Source organism: Helicobacter suis (genome assembly GCF_902196135.1).
Taxonomy (GTDB): Bacteria; Campylobacterota; Campylobacteria; order Campylobacterales; family Helicobacteraceae; genus Helicobacter; species Helicobacter suis_A.
The window spans coordinates 75,509-99,305 of sequence record NZ_CABIKE010000005.1 but is presented as its reverse complement, the minus strand read 5'-3'; the positions used below and the strand labels follow the sequence as shown (position 1 = coordinate 99,305).

General features: G+C 39.9%; 23 protein-coding genes, 1 tRNA gene and 1 pseudogene. 13 read left to right on the top strand and 12 right to left on the bottom strand.

The genetic code is table 11. The annotated features are described in order from the left end of the window. Together G6Q06_RS04550 and G6Q06_RS04545 are read right to left on the bottom strand one after the other, a co-directional pair. The coding region (locus G6Q06_RS04550; protein WP_163565843.1) for a restriction endonuclease subunit S at positions 1 to 641 on the bottom strand (641 nt) is incomplete at its 3' end. Between the two features lie 229 nt (positions 642 to 870). Further along, complete coding sequence (locus G6Q06_RS04545; RefSeq protein WP_163565842.1) at positions 871 to 2,907, bottom strand: HsdM family class I SAM-dependent methyltransferase; 2,037 nt, start codon at positions 2,905 to 2,907, stop codon at positions 871 to 873. A gap of 318 nt (positions 2,908 to 3,225) precedes the next feature. Between G6Q06_RS04545 and G6Q06_RS04540 the strand changes: the two genes are divergently transcribed. Then, entirely contained in the window at positions 3,226 to 5,076 is a 1,851-nt protein-coding gene (locus G6Q06_RS04540; RefSeq protein WP_240329222.1) for a methyl-accepting chemotaxis protein, read from the top strand. A gap of 76 nt (positions 5,077 to 5,152) precedes the next feature. On the opposite strand, the gene G6Q06_RS04535 is transcribed toward G6Q06_RS04540, so the two are convergent. From G6Q06_RS04535 to glmM, 3 genes are all read right to left on the bottom strand, one after another. Further along, positions 5,153 to 5,227 (bottom strand) — tRNA-Val (locus G6Q06_RS04535). Between the two features lie 60 nt (positions 5,228 to 5,287). Further along, positions 5,288 to 5,698, bottom strand: coding sequence for a signal peptidase II (lspA, locus tag G6Q06_RS04530; RefSeq protein ID WP_240329225.1), 411 nt, complete (start codon positions 5,696 to 5,698; stop codon positions 5,288 to 5,290). A 41-nt stretch (positions 5,699 to 5,739) separates the two neighbouring features. Beyond that, the gene (glmM, locus tag G6Q06_RS04525) at positions 5,740 to 7,071 is read right to left on the bottom strand and encodes a phosphoglucosamine mutase (protein WP_205435879.1); all 1,332 of its coding nucleotides are present in this window, start codon (positions 7,069 to 7,071) and stop codon (positions 5,740 to 5,742) included. Positions 7,072 to 7,151: 80 nt separating this feature from the next. On the opposite strand from glmM, the gene rpsT reads away from it, so the two are divergent. The 5 genes from rpsT to G6Q06_RS04500 are packed head-to-tail and all read left to right on the top strand — an operon-like array spanning position 7,152 to position 10,492. Further along, on the top strand, positions 7,152 to 7,427 hold the full coding sequence (rpsT, locus tag G6Q06_RS04520; RefSeq protein ID WP_163533842.1) for a 30S ribosomal protein S20: 276 nt from the start codon (positions 7,152 to 7,154) through the stop codon (positions 7,425 to 7,427). A gap of 2 nt (positions 7,428 to 7,429) precedes the next feature. Then, the gene (prfA, locus tag G6Q06_RS04515; RefSeq protein WP_163565840.1) at positions 7,430 to 8,488 is read left to right on the top strand and encodes a peptide chain release factor 1; all 1,059 of its coding nucleotides are present in this window, start codon (positions 7,430 to 7,432) and stop codon (positions 8,486 to 8,488) included. A 10-nt stretch (positions 8,489 to 8,498) separates the two neighbouring features. Beyond that, complete coding sequence (locus G6Q06_RS04510; RefSeq protein ID WP_240329219.1) at positions 8,499 to 9,428, top strand: ACP S-malonyltransferase; 930 nt, start codon at positions 8,499 to 8,501, stop codon at positions 9,426 to 9,428. A 54-nt stretch (positions 9,429 to 9,482) separates the two neighbouring features. Next, a complete protein-coding gene (locus G6Q06_RS04505) occupies positions 9,483 to 9,977 on the top strand; it encodes a YhcH/YjgK/YiaL family protein (protein WP_240329218.1) in 495 nt (164 codons plus the stop codon). A gap of 8 nt (positions 9,978 to 9,985) precedes the next feature. Beyond that, on the top strand, positions 9,986 to 10,492 hold the full coding sequence (locus tag G6Q06_RS04500; protein WP_006564589.1) for a DUF2147 domain-containing protein: 507 nt from the start codon (positions 9,986 to 9,988) through the stop codon (positions 10,490 to 10,492). On the opposite strand, the gene asd is transcribed toward G6Q06_RS04500, so the two are convergent. Then, entirely contained in the window at positions 10,476 to 11,468 is a 993-nt protein-coding gene (gene asd, locus G6Q06_RS04495) for an aspartate-semialdehyde dehydrogenase (RefSeq protein WP_163565839.1), read from the bottom strand. The genes G6Q06_RS04500 and asd overlap by 17 nt on opposite strands. Then, complete coding sequence (gene hisS, locus G6Q06_RS04490) at positions 11,465 to 12,775, bottom strand: histidine--tRNA ligase (RefSeq protein ID WP_163565838.1); 1,311 nt, start codon at positions 12,773 to 12,775, stop codon at positions 11,465 to 11,467. The genes asd and hisS overlap by 4 nt, the downstream gene beginning before the upstream one ends. A 330-nt stretch (positions 12,776 to 13,105) precedes the next feature. Between hisS and G6Q06_RS04485 the strand changes: the two are divergent. The 4 genes and pseudogenes from G6Q06_RS04485 to flhB form a co-directional block, all read left to right on the top strand. Continuing rightward, positions 13,106 to 13,650 (top strand): annotated as a pseudogene (locus G6Q06_RS04485) (DpnII family type II restriction endonuclease); the annotation flags it as partial. Further along, a complete protein-coding gene (locus tag G6Q06_RS04480) occupies positions 13,607 to 14,431 on the top strand; it encodes a DNA-methyltransferase (RefSeq protein WP_163565123.1) in 825 nt (274 codons plus the stop codon). The pseudogene G6Q06_RS04485 and the gene G6Q06_RS04480, both read left to right, overlap by 44 nt. Further along, positions 14,425 to 15,000: an NTP transferase domain-containing protein gene (locus G6Q06_RS04475; RefSeq protein WP_163565837.1), complete on the top strand. Its 576-nt coding sequence runs from the start codon at positions 14,425 to 14,427 to the stop codon at positions 14,998 to 15,000. Before G6Q06_RS04480 ends, G6Q06_RS04475 begins: the two co-directional genes overlap by 7 nt. Further along, positions 14,990 to 16,057 (top strand): flagellar biosynthesis protein FlhB, encoded by a 1,068-nt coding sequence (flhB, locus tag G6Q06_RS04470; RefSeq protein ID WP_163565836.1) that lies wholly within the window; start codon positions 14,990 to 14,992, stop codon positions 16,055 to 16,057. Before G6Q06_RS04475 ends, flhB begins: the two co-directional genes overlap by 11 nt. A 67-nt stretch (positions 16,058 to 16,124) precedes the next feature. Here flhB and G6Q06_RS04465 read toward each other — a convergent pair whose 3' ends face one another. Genes G6Q06_RS04465 through dnaX form a run of 4 tightly spaced genes read right to left on the bottom strand, consistent with a single transcriptional unit; the run spans position 16,125 to position 19,941 of the window. After that, a complete protein-coding gene (locus tag G6Q06_RS04465) occupies positions 16,125 to 17,393 on the bottom strand; it encodes an RNA polymerase factor sigma-54 (RefSeq protein WP_163565835.1) in 1,269 nt (422 codons plus the stop codon). Position 17,394: 1 nt separating this feature from the next. After that, on the bottom strand, positions 17,395 to 18,117 hold the full coding sequence (lptB, locus tag G6Q06_RS04460) for an LPS export ABC transporter ATP-binding protein (protein ID WP_006564056.1): 723 nt from the start codon (positions 18,115 to 18,117) through the stop codon (positions 17,395 to 17,397). Next, positions 18,110 to 18,532: a tRNA (adenosine(37)-N6)-threonylcarbamoyltransferase complex ATPase subunit type 1 TsaE gene (gene tsaE / locus G6Q06_RS04455; RefSeq protein WP_163565834.1), complete on the bottom strand. Its 423-nt coding sequence runs from the start codon at positions 18,530 to 18,532 to the stop codon at positions 18,110 to 18,112. Before tsaE ends, lptB begins: the two co-directional genes overlap by 8 nt. Beyond that, the gene (gene dnaX, locus G6Q06_RS04450; RefSeq protein ID WP_163565852.1) at positions 18,532 to 19,941 is read right to left on the bottom strand and encodes a DNA polymerase III subunit gamma/tau; all 1,410 of its coding nucleotides are present in this window, start codon (positions 19,939 to 19,941) and stop codon (positions 18,532 to 18,534) included. Before dnaX ends, tsaE begins: the two co-directional genes overlap by 1 nt. 80 nt (positions 19,942 to 20,021) lie before the next feature. On the opposite strand from dnaX, the gene ggt reads away from it, so the two are divergent. Genes ggt through coaE form a run of 3 tightly spaced genes read left to right on the top strand, consistent with a single transcriptional unit; the run spans position 20,022 to position 23,029 of the window. Continuing rightward, positions 20,022 to 21,689: a gamma-glutamyltransferase gene (gene ggt, locus G6Q06_RS04445; RefSeq protein WP_205435876.1), complete on the top strand. Its 1,668-nt coding sequence runs from the start codon at positions 20,022 to 20,024 to the stop codon at positions 21,687 to 21,689. Further along, positions 21,690 to 22,451: a spermidine synthase gene (locus G6Q06_RS04440; RefSeq protein ID WP_163565832.1), complete on the top strand. Its 762-nt coding sequence runs from the start codon at positions 21,690 to 21,692 to the stop codon at positions 22,449 to 22,451. It abuts the gene before it with no gap. After that, positions 22,412 to 23,029, top strand: coding sequence for a dephospho-CoA kinase (coaE, locus tag G6Q06_RS04435; protein WP_163565851.1), 618 nt, complete (start codon positions 22,412 to 22,414; stop codon positions 23,027 to 23,029). Before G6Q06_RS04440 ends, coaE begins: the two co-directional genes overlap by 40 nt. Here the strand turns inward: coaE and G6Q06_RS04430 are convergent. Continuing rightward, a complete protein-coding gene (locus G6Q06_RS04430; protein ID WP_163565831.1) occupies positions 23,026 to 23,793 on the bottom strand; it encodes a phage protease in 768 nt (255 codons plus the stop codon). The two genes, coaE and G6Q06_RS04430, sit on opposite strands and share 4 nt — an antisense overlap. Positions 23,794 to 23,797 lie beyond the last annotated feature (4 nt).

Genomic DNA, 23,797 nt, shown 5'->3' with positions numbered 1-23,797 from the left:
TTCCCCCCCCCCCCCCCCCCGCAAGAATCAAAGTTATGTGTAAAAAGAGAAAGGGCGTTTTCTTCTTCTTTTGTTAAAGTGGTGTTTTCTAATCCAGTTACTTTTAAATACGCCTGAATTTCTCTCAGGCGCTCCGCCTGAATTTCTCTAATAAAGACTTCCATAGCTTTAAAGGCGATCTCTCCGGTGGGGAGGTGGGGAAGAGAAAAGCGCATTGTTTCAATATCACTAATTGTACAATTTGTCCCCCAACTTAGATGGGCGATAGATTTTTGTAGGGTGGTAGCAATAAATAACCCCTTGTATCTATCAAGATCAAATTTAGGAACTAGGATTTTGACATTATTCCCTGTAAAATAATCCCTCTCTTGATAAAAGACGCTAAAGGTATCCATCGCAAAACTTAAACTCTTACCCGGATTTAAAAAGGCTGTATCCTCTTTAATAAACCCTTTTATTCCATTATTACGCGCACTTCTAACTACATAAGGATAATAACCCTCTTGAGGAACATCTACAATTTCTTTAAGTTGGTTGGCATGTAATATCTTATTGCTAGATTCTACCTTAAATAAATCCCCTACTCTTACCTCTTGCCAGTTTAGAGCTAATAATTCCTCAAAACTTTTTAAAATACCCATGCTTACCCTTATGTTTTAGAAAAATATCAAAGGTGCCCCCGGAGGGGCGATCCTAGCTATCTTTTTTTGATTTTTAGACTCACTTTAGCCAAAATATAGAGAATTTAAGGCACAACGCCCGCATAGGATTACGATCAGAGGTTCGCTGATCGCTCCTTTCTGCCCGGGGTTTGTGTAGCGTTCCCGGGCGTTTTATTTTATATCAATCTTTTTAAAACCACGAATTAAGCTAAATTTTAGCCTCTTGTGTGAGCGAATCCCCCTTTAGTACTAAAGAAACTTCATAAGTTAGAAAATCAGCCACACACCTTTTAAAATCTGTGATTTGGGGTTTGGTGTTTATTTTTTGATGCTGGGCATAAGTCCAATCCTTGCCATCCAAACTGATAGTATCCTTAATAAAGTGATCCTTATACAGTTTAGGATCGTGATCATGTACAATGATATTAATCAGTTCAGCGTAGCGTTCTTTGGCCATGTCCACATCTCTTAAATTAGTGCTCGCTTTTGCTTTTTTACGCGCCGCGCGCATATAGCCGTCGTTGCTAAAATCAATAAATTTAACCATATGTTTTTTATTGTGTTGTTTGCCCACTTCAAAAACATAAATAGCCGTCTGTACGCTAGATTTACCCACAAATAAATCTAAAGGCATTTTAATACTGGCTAATAGGGTGTTTTTCTTTAAAATATCTTTTGTATAGGGTAGCCCGTTTCCACTGCCTGCATTTTCTTGGATGATCACCACCGCCCGCCCGCTAGTCATTCTCTCTAAAGCGCGATCTACAAAAACAAAGCCCTTACCCTTAGCGCTATAGGGAGGATTAAGCAAAAAGACATTAGCTTTAAAAGGCTCGCCCTTCAAATCACCCTGTTCATACCTGATAGATTCTTTTTCTTGAAAATCTACTAAGCTATCCTTGTGTAGTAGGTTTGCACTCCCATCGCCTAGTAAGAGCATATTTAACACCCCAAGCAAATAAATATCTGTGCGTTTTTCAATGCCTAGTAGTTGGTAGGCCCTAATATGGGCGATTTTCTTTTCTCTCTCTTTTTGGTTAAGTATCTTTTCTGTGCAATCTTGAATCATCTTATTCATACTAGAAACTAAAAATGCCCCTGAGCCGGTGGCATAATCCCACACATAAGAATCTTGATTAACTTCGGCTAGGTTTACCATTAAATCCACAACTATTCTAGGGGTGAGCACCACATCGTTTTTTTCGCTATCGGGGACTTCTAGCCATTTAGTAAGCACATTAAAGAGTTTACCCGCAATATCAGCTTGGCTAAGTTTTTTAACCAAAGGAAAAACTCCCTCTAAAAACCGCCAATAGATGGTTTTTAGCGGGCTTTCTGCTATATTTTCTCTGGTGTAGGTGTTAGTTTGCCATAGCTTAGAGTGGATAAAAACTTTTTGGAGTTCATGAACAACTATGCTAATTTTCTCTGGGGGTAAGTTTTTGGCGTTTAGAAAAGCTTTAATTTTCTTTAAAAACTCATGTCCGTCATGGGCATCTTTATCTTGTTCACTCTTTAAATCCCCTAGTTTGAGTGGAGAAGTTTTATGAGCAACCCCACTAGCTGCCATGATCATCCCTACAAGCAAAGCCACGCGATCATTGGGGTCAAGATTTAAAATTTCATCATGTAAAAACTGGTTAAGCTTGTTAAGCTGGGTTTCTGTTTGGCTCTCTAAATCCTCAATAGTCTTAGCGCGTACCTCTCCGCTTAAAGTGAGCGTACCTAGTTTAGACTCTAATGCCTCCAAATTAGCTAGGATAGAGAGATCGCTAAAATCACCAATCTTTTGGGGCACGGCTAAAGCTTTAGACTGCAAATAATAAAAGGCGTATTCTTTATGCAATTTATTCGCCTCTTCATAGCCATTAATACCAATGGCAATGACCTCGTTACAGCTGCTATAATCTAGAATCGCATCAGCATAATGCACTGCCCCATTGAGGGCGTAATTTTTAATGGCTGTGGTGCTTGATTCAAGGCTTAAATCTTTATTAAATTTAGCCAAACGCCCTTTAAGTCCCTTGATCTCTATCATCACCGGGATATGGCGCATTTGTTTAGTACTTACCCATAATTTAAGATCGGGATAATTGCGCCCACTCCCTCCGCCTTTAGAAGGGGCTTCTTCTAGGGCGTATTTGATTTCTTCATTTATGGCTTCTGTCTTGTTGTAATACCTAATCTTAAGTTCTTCTAATTCTTTTTTAATCTCATATTCTAATCGTTCTTCTTGGCTGGGCATGTTTTCCTCTCATTAAAAGGCAACATTATAAAAGATTGAATTTAAGGGGTTCTTTAATTTATTTCAAACTAGATAAGAACTTATTAATGGGCGCTGTTTTGACATTATTTATTACCAGTTGATAGTATCCAATTGGTTTATTTTTTTAATTTGCCTTATCAATCGGAGGCTTTGCTACACTTGTTTAATAATTTGAAGCTGCGGGATGAAATTGTATTAATCGTTTCTGTTCCTATGGTTTTCCTATTGATTCTTATGTTTTGGCGATCGTATAACGCTTATGATACTTTGAAGCGTAGTCAAGATTTGGCGCGCCAAATGAAGGCATCTCAATACTTATCCTCGCTTGTACATGAAATGCAAAAAGAACGAGGAATGAGTGCGGGTTTTTTATCTAGTGGTGGGGTGCAGTTTGCCAGTGAGTTACAAGAGCAAAGACGGCATACAGATACAAAATTAGACGATCTTAAAAGATTTTTAAGTTCTACTTCGGGTTTGGATACTAGCTATGTGCAGGCTTTACAAAAAGGATTAGATCTTTTAGTCAAATTGCCCCAAATCCGCAGCGCTATGGAATCTAAGGATAAAAGGGCGATTGTGGATAGCACAATGCAATACTTTACCCAGATCATTACAATATTTCTGGATAGCGTGCTTAAATCCATTAGAATTGTCCATAACTCCCAAGTCTCTGATGCGCTCATAAGCTATATTAGTTTTCTTTATGCCAAAGAGGAATCTGGATTAGAAAGGGCTACAGCTAATCGTATTTTTGTTGCAAATGACTCGGTTGATCCTAACTACATTAACTTTATTTCCTTAATAGCTAAGCAAGAAGTTTTTCAAAAAACTTTCCTACTCTTTGCAGATGCACGGAGTGTGGCGTTATTCCATCGTATTTCTGAGGATTCTAGCTTTAAAGATGTGGAAAAAATGCGCCATATACTAATTTCAAAATATTCAGTGGGGGGATTTGGTGTTAATCCAAATGTTTGGTTTAAAACCATCACAAAAAAGATTGATTTACTCAAACAGGTAGAGGATAGTATCAACGCTAATATCACAAAGATCACGGAGGCTACCATTACAAAGAACACTTATTATTTTGCATCTTTGCTGGCCTTTCAAGTGTTTTTAATTTCTGTAATCATAACTTGTCTTTTCTTGATAGTGCGCCGTATTTCTAGGAGATTAAACAAAGTTAATAAGACCCTAGAACACATCGCAAACAATAAAACTTTTACCGATACGATTAGCATTGAGGCTAATGATGAAATAGGCTTGATGGTTAGATCTGTAAACCTCTTTATAGAATACACACGAGGCACTTTACAAAAAATCTCTAGGCAGGTACAAGACAATATAGCCATCTCCAAAACTTTAAGCAATGTTTCTATAGGGTTAGACTCAAACTCCAAACAAATAGAGCAAATTAGCCGTGATAACACGGATTTAAGCCACTCTAGCCGACAAATATTAAGCGAAAGCGTGGCGGTATCTGTTTCCACTAGGGAGCTTTTGGAGAGTGTGTTAAAAAATGTTTCTGAGACTAAGATAGCTATAACTGCGATTGATGAACATATCCAGCGCAGTATAGCTAGCGAAGAACAGAGTGTTACCAACATGCAATTTTTATCCACAGAAGCGCAAGATATACAAAGTGTGCTAGATGCAATTGTAGAGATTGCTAATCAAACCAATTTACTTGCTTTAAATGCCGCTATTGAGGCCGCACGAGCAGGCGAGCATGGGCGCGGGTTTGCGGTGGTAGCTGATGAAGTGCGGGCTCTGGCTGAAAGGACACAAAGAAACATTACAGAAAGTACATCTATTGTCAAACATATCCTAGAAGCCATTGCCAAGCTTAATCAAGAAAGAAAAGACAGCCTCTCATTAATGCAAGCCCTAGCCCAGCACTCAAGTGATATGCAAAGCCATATCAATCATTTTTCCTCTATCATCGTGGATGCAGTGGATCACTCTTTAGTCAATCTCAACAACATTAATAGAATAAATGAGCACACAGCAAGCATTTTTGAAAATGTAGATAAGATCGCCTTGTGCGTGCAAGATTTATTAAAAATCAACGATTCTATGCAAAAATCCTCTGATGATTTGCATAAACAAACTCTTGATTCAAATAGTTTTTTAAGTACATTTAAATTCTAATGAGCAGTTGTAATTTAAGATCGAGATAATGCGCCCACTTAGGATTTTGGTGTATTTCTTAGCTTAATTTATTTTATGGTGGCCACGACTGGATTTGAACCAGCGACCCCTACCATGTCAAGGTAGTGCTCTACCACTGAGCTACGCGACCCTTAAATTGCGCAGAAATTTTTAGAAATTTTTATAAAAACCGCCGCATAAAAAGCCGCCATTATACCCCCTTTTGCTTATTCTTTGTCTTAAAATGTTTGAGGATAATTAACCCAACCCCTACATCAATGAGCACATCGGCTAAATTAAAGATTGCAAAATCAAATTGATAATGCCAGTAGACATAATCAATTACATGCCCGTGTATGAAGCGATCAAGTAGATTAGAACTACCCGCGCCTAAAATCAACCCAAAGGGCAAGGCATTAAGATTAAAAAGCTCTTTTTGTTGCCATAAAAACAAACCTAAACCCCCAATTAAAATAATTTGGATGTATTTAAGATAAGGCCCTAAAAAATGCAGCATAGAAAAAGCCACACCCTCATTATAAGCTAGCACAATAGAGATCACCGGTCCCTCATAGCGCAAGCCAGCTAAAATCATTTGTTTAAGCACTTGATCGCTTAGCATAGCCCCAATAAAGGCTAAAATAAAGGCAAAAATGGGGGATTTCAAGTTAAATGCTCTTGGAAAAAAGTCCGTAAATCTTTGATGTGTTTTTCTAAGGCGTGTTGATCCTTGCCCTCTAAGAGAATGCGTAAAATATTTTCTGTACCCGAATAACGAATCAGGTGGCGAATCCCCTCTGTATCAAGGTCTTTAAGTTTGTCCTTAAAGCCATGGATTTTTTCTAGGGGTTTTTTGGTTTTAACGCGCATATTTTCTAAAATTTGGGGGGTTAATTCAAAGGGGTTAAGCACCTCAGCACTTGGTTTTTGACTTTCAACTATATAAGCAGCTACCTGTAAAGCACTCATGATTGCATCGCCTGTTTTTGCATCGCCTAAAATGATATGCCCGCTTTGTTCAGCCCCAAAATTCACCCCATTTTCTTGCATGCACGCACTCACAAATTTATCCCCCACATTGCAATGTAAAACAGATATTCCTTGTTTTTCTAAATATTCCTGCAAAGAAAGATTACTCATTGTGGTTACTACAATTTGTGGGCTAGTTAACTTGGCTTGTTTGTGCTGGTAGGTAGCTAATGCCCCAATAAGCTTATCTCCATGTACGACTTCTCCTAAATGATCCACCACTACCAGCCGATCGGCATCGCCATCTAAGGCAATGCCTAAATCTGCGCGGTATCGTTTGACTTCTTGGCTGAGTTCTAAAGGATAAAGCGCGCCACACTGGGCATTAATATTACTCCCATTAGGCTCATTATTAATCACAATCACATCCGCGCCTAGCTCGCTAAAGACAATGGGCGCGACTTTATAACCCGCTCCATTAGCCGTATCAATCACCACCCGCATGCCCTGTAAATTTAAATGTTTGGGGAAGGAATTTTTCAAATGCACGATGTAGCGCCCGATTACATCATCAATGCGTTTAGAACTACCAATAGCCACCCCACACTGGCAACTGCTCTGTATTTGTTGTGTATTAGCAAAGATCTTTTCAATGGCAATTTCGCTCTGTCTTTGTAATTTATAGCCGAAACGATCAAAAAATTTAATCCCATTATCCTCAAAAGGGTTATGGCTAGCGCTAATCATCACCCCCGCATCACAGCGCATGTTATCGGTTAAAAAAGCAATAGCAGGTGTGGGCATAGGCCCTATTTGAATCACATCATAACCTACTGAAGTCAGAGCACTTACAAGCGCACTTTCAACCATATAACCACTCTTGCGGGTGTCTTTGCCCACTAAGATTTTATTACTCCTTGCCTGTGATTTAAAATACAATCCAGCCGCAATGCCTAATTGCATGACAAACATCGGGGTGATCTCAACTCCAGCCTTACCCCGCACCCCATCTGTACCAAAAACCATGCGTTTTCCTAAGTTAATCAGTCTTTAATGCTTTTTTAGATAGAATCTTGCCATATTATTTTTGATAAAGGGATTAAGCTATGGCTAATCATAAATCCGCAGAAAAACGCATCCGCCAAACCGCTAAACGCACCGAGCGCAACCGCTTTTATAAAACCCGCATTAAAAATATTGTAAAAGCCGTACGCCAAGCCGTAGAACATAACGATCTAGCCAAAGCCCAAGAAGCTTTTAAAGTGGCTAATAAAGAACTACATAAATTTGTCAGTAAGGGCGTTTTAAAGAAAAACACCGCCTCTAGGAAAGTTTCGCGCTTGAATGCAAGTGTTAAAAAGATCGCCCTAGCTAACGCTTAATCGTGTTATCCCAGAAATTAAAGGAGGTTGTGGCGCGTTATGATGCGCTTGCCATTTCCTTAACCCAACCTGAAGTTTTAAACGATGTCAAACGGCTCACTGAATTAAGCAAAGAACAAGCCAGTTTAGAGGAATTAGCCCAAGCGGCTAAGCGCTATTTAAAGATTTTAGATCAAATCCAAGAAAATAAGGCGCTATTAGAGGATAAAGAACTAGGCGAGTTAGCCAAAGAGGAGCTTAAAAGCCTAGAGGAGCAAAGCAAGAATTTAGAAGATCACATTAAAATCTTGCTCATTCCAAAAGATCCAAACGATTCTAAAAATATCTATCTGGAACTACGCGCCGGTACAGGGGGCGATGAGGCGGGGATTTTTGTAGGCGACTTGTTTAAAACCTATTGCCGTTATGCAGATTTAAAGCGTTGGAAAGTAGAAATTGTTAGCTCTAGTGAAAATAGCGTGGGTGGGTATAAGGAAATGATTGCGCTCATTAAAGGGCAGGGGGTGTATTCAAGACTAAAATTTGAAGCCGGGACCCACCGCGTACAGCGCGTACCAGAGACTGAATCACAAGGGCGTATCCACACCTCAGCTATCACTGTAGCGATTATGCCTGAGGCAGATGATGTAGAGATTAATATTAATCCTAGCGATTTGCGTATTGAGGTATTTCGCGCTGGAGGGCATGGGGGGCAATGTGTAAACACCACCGATTCAGCCGTGCGCATCACGCATATCCCTACAGGCATTAGTGTATCCATGCAAGATGAAAAATCCCAGCATAAAAACCGCGATAAGGCCTTAAAAATCCTCAAAGCCCGTTTGTATGAAAAACAAATTGAAGAGCAACAACAAGCCCACTCAGCCGAGCGTAAAATGCAGGTGGGTAGCGGGGATCGAAGTGAGCGGATTCGCACCTACAACTACCCCCAAAACCGCTTAAGCGATCACCGCATTAATTTAACGCTTTATAGTTTGGAGGAGCTCATGCTTTCGGGTAATTTAGACCCGGTGATTGAGCCCTTAATCGCGCATGCGCAGGCACAAGGATTAGAGGGGTGAAAGGATAAGAATGGTTGCATTATTTGGTGGACAGGGCTCACAACATGTGGGCATGGGCGAGGAAATCTATAAAAATTTTGATTTGGCTAGAGAGATGTATCAAGAGGCTAGCGATATTTTACAAACAGATATGGTTAAGCTTTTACAGAGTGAGAATACACAGCTAAACAAAAGTACCTATGCACAAAGCGCGATCTTTCTAGTTTCTATGGTGGCCTTTGAGGTGTTTATGCAAGAGTTGGGCGGATCTGTTAAACCTTTGCTAGCTTTGGGGCATTCTTTGGGTGAAATTAGTGCTAATGCAGCTAGTGGGGCGCTAGATTTAAAAAGGGGGTTAAAATTAGTCTCTAAACGAGGAGAGCGCATGGAGGAGATCTGTAGCGCTTATAAAGAAGAGCTTGGCATGTTGGTTGTTTTAGGGGGTGATGCGCAGGTTTTAGGGGATTATTGCAAACAAGCTAAACAAGAGGGGCAATTGCTGTATGTGGCTAATTTTAATGGCCCACAGGTTGTATTAGCTGGGCCTAAATCTCTTTTGCAAAATCTTAATTCTAAAACACTGGGGGCTAAAAAATGTGTGCTTTTACCGATGAATGTGGTGAGCCACTGCCCTATTTTAGAGCCTATGGTGGAGGATTTTAGGGCACTTTTACAAGAAAGTTTATACAATAATTATCACTTTGGCGTACTTTCTAATGCCACTACACAGGTTTATCAAGATAAAGAAGGCGCGCTTGAATGTCTTGGAATCCAACTTGTCCAACCTGTGCGCTATAGCGAATGTGTGCAGGTGTGTGAGGAGCGATCCTCTTATTATGTAGAATTTGGTACGAGTGTTTTAAAAAATCTTAACAAACGGCTTAGCGCTAAGCCCACTTATAGCATCACCACCCTTACAGACTTAAAAGAAGCCCTAGCTTTTGTACACCAAGAGGTTTAAACTCCATTGGACTTTTCGGATTAAAATCCTGAGATTAAAACCAGTGGAGATAAAATGGCAGTTATTGGCAAGTTAGTCTCTTTAGCCTCTTTATTTTCTAAAACCCAAGAGTTAGAGTCTCTTTATGCCTATTTAAAGGCAATGTTAGACCCGGCTAGTTCTAAGCATCAGGCTTTTCTACAAAGAAAACAAGGAGTAGTTAAACAAGAATTAGATCAAGGCATGAGCGCGGCAGAGATTATTTATACACCTTCTTTAGGTTTACTAGAAACCCACCAAGATCATGTAGATTTTTTGCTAATGGTGCAGGGTAGCGAACTTTTATATCTAGGGGATAGCACAGATTTAGAAGTAAAGCAACCTTATGACTCTAGCCTAGATAAACAGACCTATAAAATGAGTGAAAGTTGTTATTCTTTGCGTTTGGATGCGGGCATGCTAGCCATTTTATTTAGCCAAGATGCACACGCTACAGCAGCGCACACAAAAGGCCTAGTTTATAAAATCGTGGCTAAAGTCCCCACTAATCTGATTAAATTTAAGCTTTAGAGTTTTGTATGAAGTGGTTTTGTTTGTTTTGCGCGGGTGCTATCACGCCCCTTTTGGCTGAGTTAGATGGCATTTATAAAACCCAAGCTTTTTTATACATGAAAGCCTCTTATGTGGAATTTTTTAAATATGGGGATAAGTATTATGCCTATGGAATTGCCAATGTAGATGGTTCTAAAGCCAATAAAGATATTTATAATAAAAACCCGGCTTTGCGTAACCGTAGTGATAAGGGGACGGTGTTTTTATACAAATTAACCCGTGCATGTGGGGATACCTACACAGGGGGGCGGGCTTATAATTTTTATGACGGGCGTACCTACTATGTACAGATCAAACAAAAAAAGAATGGGGATTTAAAGTTTTTACCAAGTTTAGATCGGCGCGGATTCTTTGGTAAAACCTTTATCTGGAAAAGACTAGATGAAGACTATCTAAAAAAACATGGCATCACAAAACCCAATTTTTCAGAAGTACTCCAAACCCTTAAACAACTCCCTAGCGATGCGTTTTAATCCACTCTAAGGCAATTTTTACCGCATTAGTGGCTGCCCCTACGCGTAATTGATCGGCTACGCACCATAAATGCAAAATTTTAGAATCAAATAAATCATTTCTAATACGCCCTATAAAGGTTTGATCAGAACAACTAGCCGTAATGGGCATGGGATATAAACCCTTGCTAGGATCATCTATGATCACTAAATTAGGCGACTTCTTTAAAATTTCTCTAGCTTGAGTGGCTTGTACTTCTTGTTTAAAATGAATGCTAAGGCTTTCGCTATGGCTTCTAAGCACGGGGACTCGTACGCAAGTTGCACTAATTGGAAAATCTGCATGCATGATTTTATGACTCTCGTGCACCATTTTCATTTCTTCTTTAGTATAACCAGAGGGCAAAAAGACATCAATTTGAGGAATTACATTTAAAGCTAGAGGGTGGGGGAAAACCTCACAAGTTTGATCGCCTGCCATTTGGTTTTGTAATTCAATTAACCCTCGTTTACCCGCTCCACTAGCCGCTTGATAAGTACTCACATCTACCCGTGTAATGCCAAAGGCTTCATGCAAGGGGTTTAAAACCTGCACCATTTGAATCGTAGAACAATTAGGATTAGCGATGATATTTTTAGGGCAGTGATTTAAATCTCGGATATTCACTTCAGGTACAACTAAGGGAATATCCTCTTGTAAACGAAAATGGCTAGTGTTATCTATCACTAAAGCTATCTTAGCCGCACTAGGCGCAAAAACCTCACTCACACTTTTACCGGCACTAAAAAAGGCAATGTCAATACCGGTAAAACTAGCATGGGTGGTTTCTAAAATGCTGTATTCTGATTGAAAGGCCTTGATTTTTTGCCCGGCACTGCGTTTACTAGCTAGGGGGTAAAAGTGACCTATGGGGAATTGATACTCCTCTAAAACAGAAATAATCTCAGCACCCACCGCACCACTAGCACCCACTAAGGCAATGTTATAGGTTTTCATTCTTTTACCATCGCTAAAACCCTTAAAAAACTCAAGTGGTTAAATTGTACACCTGTTGTCATGTTTTTTAAAGTTAAAGTTTCTCTTTGCACCTCTTCCTCACCTAGTACCACCACAAATTCATGCCCCTTTTGGTTAGCATAACTAAAGGGTTTTTTGAGCTTGCCAATTTCTGGGTAAAGTTCGGTATTGATTTCACTTTGGCGGAAATTTTGGGCTATTTGGCTTGCATAACTAAAGTGGCTTGCATCCATGCACACCACTAATACCCTAGCGCTAGTGGATTTATTTTCTATTAGTTCTAATTCCTCTAGGGCAACTAAAAGCCTATCTAAACCAATGGACGCGCCCACACCCGGAAAATTCTTAAGACTAAAACTTTTAGAAAGATTATCATAACGCCCCCCTGAGCAAATGCTACCTAAACTTGTTAGCTGGTTAAGGGTGGTTTCATAGACAATACCTGTGTAATAACCAAGCCCTCTAGCAATAGAAAAATCTATTTTAAAGTGATCGGGGTTGATCTCTAAAGAGAGTAATAATTTAAAAAGCGCCTCTAATTCTTCTAACCCTTCTTTTAAAGTGGGGTTATAAGCTTTAAGATAGGCCACACTTTTAAAAAATTCTAGGGGGTCTTCTTGTTGTTTGGTGTTGATAATTTCTAGGAAGGCTTGAAAATCCATGAGAGGAAAACAGGCCTTGAGTTCTAAGATAACGCCTTGCTCTCCAATTTTATTTAGCTTATCTATGATTCTTAAAAAGGCGGTGATCTCCTCCTGAGTGTGCAAACCAAAATGTTGGCATAGGCCATTTAAAATTTTGCGGTGGTTGATCCACACACAAAACTCCTCTAAATCTAGGGCTTTTAAACTCGCAATAATCACTTGGATAATCTCGCTATCGCATAACAAACTAGAGCTACCGATAAAATCAAAATCACACTGGGTAAACTCCCGGTAACGCCCCTTTTGTGCACGCTCCCCCCTAAAGACATTGCCAATCGCATAACGCTTAAAGGGCAGGCCTAAAACATGGTTATGTTGGGCGATAAAACGGGCTAAAGGCACGGTCTGATCAAAGCGCAAACCCACTTCTCGTTTTCCATGATCTTTAAAAAGATAGAGTTCTTTTTGAATCTCGCTTTCCTCTTGTGTGAGAATGGAAGCGTATTCTAAATGGGGGGTTTCAATGGGTACAAAGCCAAAACTTCTAAACACGCGGGCTAATTTTTCTAGCACCGCGCCCTTAGCCATCGCCTCTTTAGGCAGTCTATCTTTAAAGCCACTCAGGGTCTTTGGGGTGATCATGGAAGTCCTTTATTGGAATGAGTGATTATAACACCCTAGCTCTTTAATCCGTGTTAACTCCTCTTAGGCCTCTTTTTAGACTTTTTAGCTTTTTTATACTCTCGTTTTTAAAGTCTTGATACAATGTTTTAAAATTTTTAACCACACTCTCATTTAAGCGGGGTTAAACACCTTTTAAATAAGAATTTAATGCCCCTTAAATTTAACTTTATTGATCTATTACTTGAGTATAGGCCTCTATTTCTTGCACACCCATAACTTTAATTTTTTCTATCCGTCGTTTTTCTAAGGCTTTGATGAGTTGTTTTATAAAGTTATTTAGATAGTGCTACGGGGATTTGTGCCTTTTTAAAAGAAAGTGGGTTTTTAGATATTTTAAGTTCGGGGCATATCCACAATTTAGAGGATTTTATTTTTGGTATTGAAGTAGGACTAGATAGGCGCGTAAAAATCGCAGTGGCTTATTAATGGAGGCATATTTAGAACATACTTTTAAGCAAGCGGGGCTAAATTTTAAAACACAAGTGAGTATAAAGGAGTTTGAGGATTTGCATCGGAGTTTTGGTAAGGATATTAAAAGATTTGATTTTGTGATTTTTGGGGCTCAGATGATTTATTTTATAGAGTGTAATTTTTATAGCAGTGGAGGGAGTAAACTTAATGAGGTGGCCAGAGCTTATCAAGAACTTGCCTCACACTTTAAAAAACACGCACAGAAACGCTTTATTTGGATCACAGATGGGCAAGGGTGGCTTAGCGCTCAAAATAAGCTTGAGGAAGCTTATAAGAATGTGTGTATTTATAATTTAAGTCAGTTAGAAAGGCTACTAGATGAACTCAAAACCTCAACCCATTTTTGTAAGCAAAGATTTTAAATTCACTCTCTACCACAACGATTGTAAAGAAATCTTGGCACATATGCCAAAGTGCTTTGATTTAATCTTTGCCGATCCGCCTTATTTTCTCTCTAATAATGGCCTCACCATTGAAAGCGGTCAGATTGTAAGTGTGAATAAAGGCAGTTGGGATCGATTAGAGGGAATTGATCAAATCCATGCGTTTAATTTAGAATGGCTTAGGCTTGCCAAAGAGGCGCTTAAACCCAGTGGCTCTATTTTAATCAGCGCCACCCAGCACAATCTCTTTTCTTTGGGGCTGGCGTTACAAACTCTAGGCTTTAAACTTTTAAATACAATCACTTGGCATAAAAGCAACCCCCCGCCTAATTTTTCCTGCCGTACTTTAGTGCATGCGAGTGAGCAGATTTTATGGGCTAGAAAAAGCCCTAAACATGCCCATATCTTTAACTATGAGCGCATGAAAGCGTTAAATCAAGGTAAACAAATGCGCGATGTGTGGACTCTGCCCTCCATTGCATCTTTTGAAAAGAAATGTGGCAAGCACCCAACCCAAAAACCCTTAAATCTGCTTTTACGCCTGCTTTTAATGGCTAGTACAGAAGAAAGTTTAATTGGCGATCCTTTTAGTGGATCGAGCAGTACAGGCATTGCGGCTAATCTTTTGGGGCGATCTTTTGTGGGCATGGAAAAAGAGCAGGATTTTATTAAACTTTCTATCAAGCGCAGGCAAGAGCTTGAAGTGCATTTAGAGGATTTTAAAAAACTAGTACAAAAAATGGGGGTTTTAGAATGCTAGATATTCCTTGCGTGATTTTAACCGGAGGCAAAAGCGCGCGCATGCAGGTTCAAGGAAAACAACAAGATAAAGCTTTGCTTCCCTTTGGCACTTATCCTAGCCTTTTGGCCTACCAACATGCTAAAATGGCGCGTCTTTTTAACCAAGTTTATATCAGCGCTAAAAAACCCTATGCACTCCAAGCTAACTATATTTTAGATGAAAAGATTAATCTGTTTAGCCCCTTACTTGGAGTTTATAGCGCTCTTAAAACACTTAAGCAAAGTATTTTTATTCTCCCAGTAGATATGCCCCTTGTAGGCCAGAAAACGATTAATGCACTCTGTGCTTGTATCTCTCAAGCAGGCGTGATTTATGCTAAAAGTGCACAAACCTTTTATTTAATCGGGTGTTGGCAACCTAGCATGCTAGAGGTTTTACAACACTTACAGATCAATACGCCCATGCGCCAAATCCTTGCTCGGGGTTTAGCCCTAGAGGTAGAGGAGGGTTTAGAGTTTAGTAACTGCAACACCTATATAGATTACCAAAACGCCCTAGCGCATTTAAAGGATAACCATGACAGATGAGGAAAAAACAGAACTCCCCTCAGCTAAAAAGATTGAAAAAGCCCGTGAGGAGGGCAATGTTGCTAAAAGTATAGAGGTTTTAGGGTTTTTAGGCTTATTAGCTGGTTTTGGGGGGGTCTTTGCTCTTTTTAAATTTTGGTTAGATGGCTTTGAAAGCATGTTTAGACAATCTTTACACTACATGGCTTTAGATTTCACGCCCCATAACCTGCATGTTCTTGCGCTGCAATTACTCAAAGATATTTTATGGATTTTATTACCCATTCTTGGTTTGCTAGCCTTAGTGGCGTTTTTATCTAATGTGTTGCAATTTGGCTTTTTATTTAGCCCTAAGGCTGTTGCGCCTAAATGGATGAAAATTAACCCCATCCATGGCTTTAAAAATCTCTTTAGTCTCAAGCGGCTTTTAGAGGGGCTACTCATCACAGCTAAGGTTTGTATTGCCTTTGTTTTAGGTTTTGTACTGGTGTATTCGTTTATAGATGAGTTAGGCGGGGTGGCGCGGTTTAACTTTAGAGATCAGGCATTGTGGTTTAGGAGTAAGGCTTTAGAACTTATTGCGAGTTTGTTATTTTTATTCTTAATCACCTCTTTATTAGATTTTTTACTCAAACGCAGGCAGTATATCCAGTCGTTAAAAATGAGCAAGCAAGAGATCAAAGATGAGTACAGACAACAAGAAGGTAACCCTGAAATGAAGGCTAAAATCAAACAACTCATGCTTAAAAATTCCATGAGCAAGATGATGGCAGCTATTCCTAGCGCTAATGTGGTTGTAACTAACCCCACCCACTATGCTATTGCCTTGCGCTTTGAGGAAAAAGATCCGGCTCCTGTGGTGGTGGCTAAGGGCATTGATCACTTAGCCATCCGCATTAAAGGCATTGCTAGAGAACATGGGGTAGAAATTATAGAAAATCCCGCCCTAGCCCGTGAACTTTATAAAGAGGTGGATGTAGATGAGGTGATTCCTAAGGTGCTCTTTGAAGCAGTGGCGATTGTTTTTGCTCAAGTTGCCCATATTGAACAAATGCGTAAAAAACAACAAAGTACCTAATAAAGATATTTTTAGCCTAAGGGTACTCTCTATCACCCGCTAAAGTGGGATTTTCCACCAAAATTAGTTAGAGAGATAGGCGGTAAAGTTTTTTGCGTTCTGAAGAGCTAGCGATGTTTAAAAGTTTGCGGTACTTTGTAATGGTGCGGCGTACCATTTTTAGCCCAAATTTTTGTTCTACTAATTTTAGGATTTGTAAATCGCTCATGGGTTGTTGGTGATCTTCATTTTTAATTAACTCTAAAAGAAATTCTTTAATGGAGGCATTAGAAATATCCCCCTCTAAGGCGGTGGTAAAAAAGCTTTTAATTGGGAAAACCCCCCGCGAGCATGCTAAATACTTATTAGAAATTGCCCTAGAGATCGTGCTAGCCGAGTAGCCAAATTCATTGGCAATATCTACCAAACGCATAGGCTTAATGGCTTTTCCTTTAAAAAAATCGTACTGATACTCCACTAGCATTAAGCCAATTTTTTGGATAGTTTGCCGGCGCATTTGTAAGGCATCTACTAAATCCCTAGCCTCTTTAAGTTTTTCACGCAAATAGGCGCTATTTTCCTGGATATGCTTTTGCTCTATCACCACCTTTGGGTAATAACTATCATTGAGTTGTACATAAATGTTTCCCTCTTGTTCAAGCACTAAAATATCCGGAATGACGGGGGGTAGATTTTCTTTAAAATCTAGGGCGGGAGGATTTTTAAAAGAAGTGATGATTTGCATAGCCTTTGTGTAATGGGATAAATGGCTAAAATTTTTATGATCTTCTAAATTGTGGATAATTTTGATACAAAGATCATAAATGGGCGTATCTAGTTCATCGTGGTGATCTAGTTGGAATAAAAAACTCTCTTGTATATTGCATGCAGCAATACCCGGGGGGTCTAAATAAGCAAAGCGCTGGCGTACACTTTCATAGGTTTTAGCACTCACCCCTAAGTGCATAGCTTGCACCGTACTATCACCCTCAAAATACCCTTCGCTATTGAGATTATCTATAATGTCATTAGCAATTTGTACCGAAAGAGGCGTTGGGAAAAGAGGGGGGAGGATTTGCTCATGCAAGCTTTCATATAAAGTTTTAGAATAGGTACTTAACATTTCTATTTTAGTGCCCAAAGCACTTTTTAAAGAATAAGGGCGCTGTATCTTGGATTTAAACGCGCTAAAATCCTCCTGTAAGCCACTTTGTACATGCACAAAGGGATTATCCTTAGCACAAGTCTGCAAAGTTTCCTCAAGCTCTAAAGGATCGCTTTGTAAAATGGGTAACCAGCTTTTTAAAGTTGCAGAGAGTTTATTTTTAAGTAAAGATCTAGCGCGTAGTGATCCCATATTAAGCCTTAAAATGCTCGCCTAAATAGTATTTACGCACTAAGGCATTTTCATAAATCTGGGCACTATTGCCACTGGCTAGCAAAGTACCGCTTTTAATCACATACGCGCGGTGGCACACGCTTAAAGTTTCGCGTACATTGTGATCGGTGATAAGCACGCCTATTTTTCTCTCCACTAAATGCTCAATGATCTTTTGAATATCTAACACCGCGATAGGATCAACCCCCGCAAAAGGCTCGTCTAATAAAATAAATTTGGGGTTTTTAATCAACGCCCTAGCAATTTCTACTCGCCGCCTCTCCCCTCCGCTTAAAGACATACCCCTTCGATCCTTAATCCCTTGAATATTAAAGGCCTCTAGCATTTCTTCAATTTTAGAAGAGGCCTCTTTAGAAGTTTTAAAAGTGGTTTGGGCTGCTAGCATCAAATTATCCTGTACGCTCAAATCTTTAAAAATACTTGACTCTTGGGGTAAATAACCTATGCCCATGTTAGATCGCTGGTGCAAGGGATAACTTGAGAGGTCTTGATCGTTTAAATACACCTTGCCTCCGCTGGGCTGTAACAAACCACAAATCATATAAAAGGTCGTGGTTTTACCTGCACCATTTGGCCCAAGTAAACCCACCACCTGCCCGCTTTCTACTTCCAAAGAAACATCAAAGACGATTTTTGTTTTCTTAATCTGTTTGCTTAGATTCTCCGCTCTTAATTTATCCATGTCTTAACTTATAATGGCATGTATGTTGCGTGCGCTTTAAACTCAAAATAAAGAGATCAAGCCCAAAAGAGCGCAATAAAGAGTGTAGAGCCTCTCCTCCCCACTCAATAAAATGCACCCCTTTTTGCTCTAAATTTTCTAAAATGCCTAAAGTGAATAACTCCTCTACTTCTTTAAGGTAAAAATCATAATGGTAGATACAAAGAGTAGGGGATTGATAAACATGCAAGAGAGTAAAAGTAGGCGAAGTGGCTAGAGGGGCGTTTAAGACTTTGCAATAATGTTGGATTAAAGTTGTCTTACCACTGGCTAGATCGCCTTGTAGTAAAAAGATACAGGGAAGAGTTTGGGTGTACTCCTCTAAGGCTAGTACAACTTGATCAATTTGATTCAAATTAGCCTGCATGTCTAACATTAACTATCCTCAACCTCACAATCTGTAGTACCCAAATTCTCCTGCATGGCTTTCATTAGCTCTTGGTGATCTTGCATAAACGCGTGGCCAATCCCTGTTTCTGGCTTAGCCTGCACTTTAACAGCCTCTATTTTCACCCCTTTACCATAGAATTTTTGTATACATGGTTCGATCAAACTATGGTAATGCTGGTTTAAAATCTTTTTAGCCGGCTCATCTGCACGAGAATGCCATTTTAAAACACCCTCAGAAAAAGAGTGAAATGTAATGAATCGCTCAAAAACTTTACCCAACTCTTGGTTATCTTGGTAGAGTTGTTTAATAAGTTGAGTGAATAATTCTTGTGGGCTAGGTTGAGGGGGTGGTGTTGTTAAAGAAGTGTTGGTTTCTTGGCTAGCTTGCATTTTAAGGGCGCTAAGGGCTAGTACAAATCCCCCATCTGCTCCCCAGTACAAAAGCTCTTTAGCCCTAGCTAAAATCTCAATAAAGAGGCTAGATAATTTTAAAGAAAAACGGCCCTGTAGTACCGCCTCTTTTAAAAAAACCCCCATTTCCTCTAAAACCATAGAAATTTCATACTCTTCTAACACTTTTAACTTGTCTTTTAAAACATCTTCTTTACACTCCACTATAGCCTTAAAAAAATCCTCTAAAATCTGTGTATTTACCATGCCAAGCATTTGGCTTACACCCTGCGCGCTGATATGTTGGTTGGTATAACTAATGGCCTGATCGCTTAATGTTAAAGTGTCTCGTAAACTCCCCCCCCCACTTCTAGCTAGTATCTCTAAAGCACTTTGCTCATAAGAAACCCCCTCTTGATCTAAAATAGATTGGAGGCGTTGTACAATGGCTTTAGGGGCGATTTTTTTGAAGTGGAAATGTTGGGTACGGCTTAAAATAGTGGCGGGTAATTTATGCGGGTCGGTGGTGGCTAAAATAAATTTGACATGCGCGGGGGGTTCTTCTAAGGTCTTTAATAGCGCATTAAATGCCTCTTTAGTGAGCATGTGGGCTTCATCAATCATAAAAATCTTAAAACGACCTAAGCTAGGCTTATACTTGGTTTGTTCAATGATATTGCGTACATCTTCAATCCGCCGGTTAGACGCGCCATCTATTTCTATGATGTCTAAATGGCGATCTTTAAGGGCATCTAGGCAATTTAAACAGCTATCACAAGGTATACTACTAGGCCCTTTTTCACACTGCAAAGCCCGCGCAAAAATGCGTGCTGTGCTAGTTTTACCACTCCCGCGCAAACCACTAAACAAATACGCATGGGCTAAACGCGCGTGATCAAGAGCTAAGCTTAAAGTGTTAGAAACACTTTCCTGTCCGATTAAATCCTTGAAATGCTTGGGGCGGTATTTAAGCGCAAGAGTCAAGGGCACACCTTTAGGATTAATGCAGCATTATAGCCTAAAGAAGCAGGTTTCTCAAATAACTTATGCTAAAATCAGCGTATTTTTTAAAATCTAAGGAGATCATGGTGGGTCGTTTATTTTTAGTGGTGATGCTGGGTTTAGGGCTTATTTTTGCAGCCACTTTGCCCCCTATTAAAGGCAGAGCTTTAGCACTAACCAGCCATCCTTTAGCAGATAAAATTGGGCAAAAAGTCTTAGATGAGGGCGGTAATGCCATTGATGCAGCGGTGGCTATTGGCTATGCTTTAGCAGTAGTACACCCAGCAGCAGGCAATATCGGCGGGGGTGGCTTTGCGCTAATCCATTTAGCTAATGGCGAAAATATTAGCCTAGATTTTCGCGAAAAAGCGCCTATGAAGGCTAGTAAAAACATGTATTTAGATAAAAATGGAAGAGTGATTCCTAATTTAAGCACCGATGGCTATTTATCCGCAGGGGTGCCGGGCACTGTGGCGGGTTTAAGTGCAATGTTAGAAAAATATGGCACGCGTAAACTGGCAACTTTGATAGAACCAGCAATAGAGCTAGCCCAAAATGGTTTTAGGCTTACAGAAAGACAAGGGCAGACGATTTTAGAGGCAAAGCCTCGCCTTTCTAAGTATGCTAGTAGCCGTAAATACTTTTTAAAAAAAGGAATGGTGTCTTATAAGGCTGGGGATTTACTCGTACAAAAGGATTTAGCTAAAACCCTCACTCTTATCAAAGATCAAGGCCCCTCTGCCTTTTATCGCGGCAAAATAGCCGATCTCATCGTAGAGGATATGCGCAAAAACGGAGGGATTATCACTAAAAAAGATTTAGCTAGTTATAAAGTGGTGTGGCGCAAACCGGTGGTGGGTACTTATAGAGGTTATAAAATCATCTCAATGGGACCGCCTAGTTCAGGAGGCACGCATCTAATTGAAATTTTAAACACAATGGAAAATACCAATATCCACGATTTAGGCTTTGGTTCGAGTCAAACAATCCATATCATGGCCGAAGCCGAGCGCCAAGCTTATGCGGATCGATCGGTTTACATGGGCGATCCAGATTTTATGAATATTCCGCTTGAAAAGCTCATTAGTAAGGCCTATGCTAAAAAAATCTATGAAAATATCAAACCTAACGAGGCCACCCCTAGTACACAAGTTCACCCGGGCTTAGGACAACTCCATGAAGGGCAAAACACCACCCACTATTCTGTAGCTGATAAATGGGGGAATGCGGTGAGTATTACCTACACAATTAATGCCTCTTATGGGAGTGCAGCAGCTATTAATAAAGCGGGCTTTTTACTCAACGATGAAATGGATGATTTTTCTATTAAGGCAGGTACGCCAAATCTCTACGGGGTCATAGGTGGAGATGCCAATGCAATAGAGCCTAATAAACGGCCTCTTAGTTCTATGTCGCCTACTATTGTGCTTAAAAATAATAAGGTCTTTATGGTGGTGGGCAGTCCGGGCGGGGCGCGTATCATCACAACGGTACTACAAGTGATTAGTAATGTTATTGATCATGGCATGAATATCTCGCAGGCTGTGGGGGCTGCGCGCTTTCATATGCAGTGGCTACCGGATGAAATCCGCACCGAACCCTTTGGAATGGTAAAAGATGTAGAGGAAAATTTAGAGAAAATGGGCTATAAGGTTGTGGTTAAACCACTCATGGGAGATGTAAATGCTATTGTTATTGATTCTAAAAGCCACATTATGTATGGGGCTCAAGACCCACGCAAGGAATTTTAAATGCAACAACATTTAGAAGGTTCTCTTTTAGAAGAAATTAGGGGTAAGGCGTGTGTTTTACAGGTGCTTGAAAATGAAGAACTAGGGCTAATAGGGCGTGTTAGCGGATCACAAGAGGCGTTATTTGTACAAAAGGATTCTTTTATGCAAAGCGAATTACTCGCCCATGTGGGGGCTTGCGTGCTTGTTGGGGGGCAAAATGTACTTGTAGTGGGGGGGTTTGATTTAGAAATGGCCTTTGAGCTCTTTAAGCATGATTTGCAGGTGGATTTTGTGCAAGAGGAGTATAGAATTTTAGAAGCCCTCGCGCCTTTTTTTGCACACTTCCAAGAAACCCGTGATCACCCTCATTTTAAGCACTACAGCCAAATTTTAGACTTAGAGGTTAAAAAGTACGATCTGATCATTTCTCTAAGTCCACTAAATGCCCACCAAATAGATGGTTTGCAACGCATGCTAAGCATGCAAGGGATTTTAATCTGTGCCTCTTACCACCCACTCTTAAAACAGCAAAATTTTAAAAACACTTTAGAGGCACTAGCGCCCTTTTTTGCAGTGATCATGCCCTTTTTTAACCCCTATTCCTTAACACCTGCTTACTTTCTCTTTGCCTCCAAACATTTCCACCCAGAGGCAGATATGATCTTACAAAAAATAGATATGCTTGAAGATCTGAGGCACTATAATGCCACACTACACCAAGCCGCTTTTGCCCAGCCTAACTGGTTTTATCCAACCTACAAAGGGCTTTTAAAGAATTGAAACATGCCTTTGTACTCACCGGAGGGATAGCCACAGGCAAGAGCACAGCGGGTAATCTTTTAAGTTTGCATGGGTTTAGTGTACTAGATGCAGATAAAATTGCACATGAACTCTTTGAAGCGCATAATCAAGAGATCGCAAAAATATTTACAGATAAGCAAAGCATTAGCCGTCAAGAACTCGCCCCGCTTATCTTTAATAACCAAGAAGCCCGCGCCAAATTAGAGGCCTTTTTGCACCCTAAAATCCGCGAACAAATGCTTAAAAGTGCGCAAGAATTAGAAAAGCACAATAAGCCTTATTTTTTAGATATTCCGCTTTATTATGAAATTGAGGGGATTAAAAACTATGGGATTTCTCAGATCGTGCTTGTTTATGCACCCAGAGCCTTACAAATAGAGCGCCTACAAAAGCGAGATAGCCATTTAGATTTAGAACAGATAGAAAAGCGCCTGAGTGCCCAATTAGATATAGAGTTTAAAAAATCTTTAGCTCCCTTTGTGCTAGATAATTCCAAAGACCTCAAACATCTACAAGAGCAAGTAGAAATATTTATCCAAAAAAATCTAGTAAGCTAATACTTGTAGCTAGTTTCTACTTTGTCTAGTTTGATCTTTTTAGTGTTATAGAGGCTATTGGCTTCAAGCTGGTATAACTCAACAAAGCGCGGGAACACATTAGCCCCGCACATTTTTTTTAAGAATGGCACGCGTTTTGGTAAAACGGAGTTGTTTTCCTCAAGCGTTTTTAGTACACTTTGGTGGGCTTCAATTAGCGTGGCCTCCTCATCCTCCTCTTGCTCCTCCTCTTTCTTGTCCTCTTTGTTCTCTTTAAGTTCCTTAATCGCGCTTAAAACCTCGTTTAATTGCGATTCAATGCCGCTTAAACGGGTGTTGAATTTTTCAATCTCAAGCTTAAGATCAAAGTCTTGATCTGTGTTTTCTGTGTTTTCTGTTTCTTCGGGTAGTTCGTTCATGTATGCTCCTTGTAGTGAATTTAACGCTTGTTTTAGAATATTTGGCTTGTTAACCAAACCTAGCCCGGTAATTGTGATCACATTATTATCATCATCAACTAAATAAGTGGGGCTAAGATAACGATAGGCGCGATCTTTAAGGGCGGCTTGTCCGGCCTTGTTAAAATCAGCCTGTCCTAAAATTTGATCATTCTCAAGCACTAAACTAGAATTTTTGATCCAGCCAATCGCGGGGCCTGTGTGGTCTAATTCAATCGGTAAATCTATTTTATTAGCCTTTAGGGTCTCATAAACTTTTGATTCAATTTTAAAAGTTCGCCCGTCAATGCCACTAATTTGTCCGATAGGTGAGATCACAACTTGCATAACC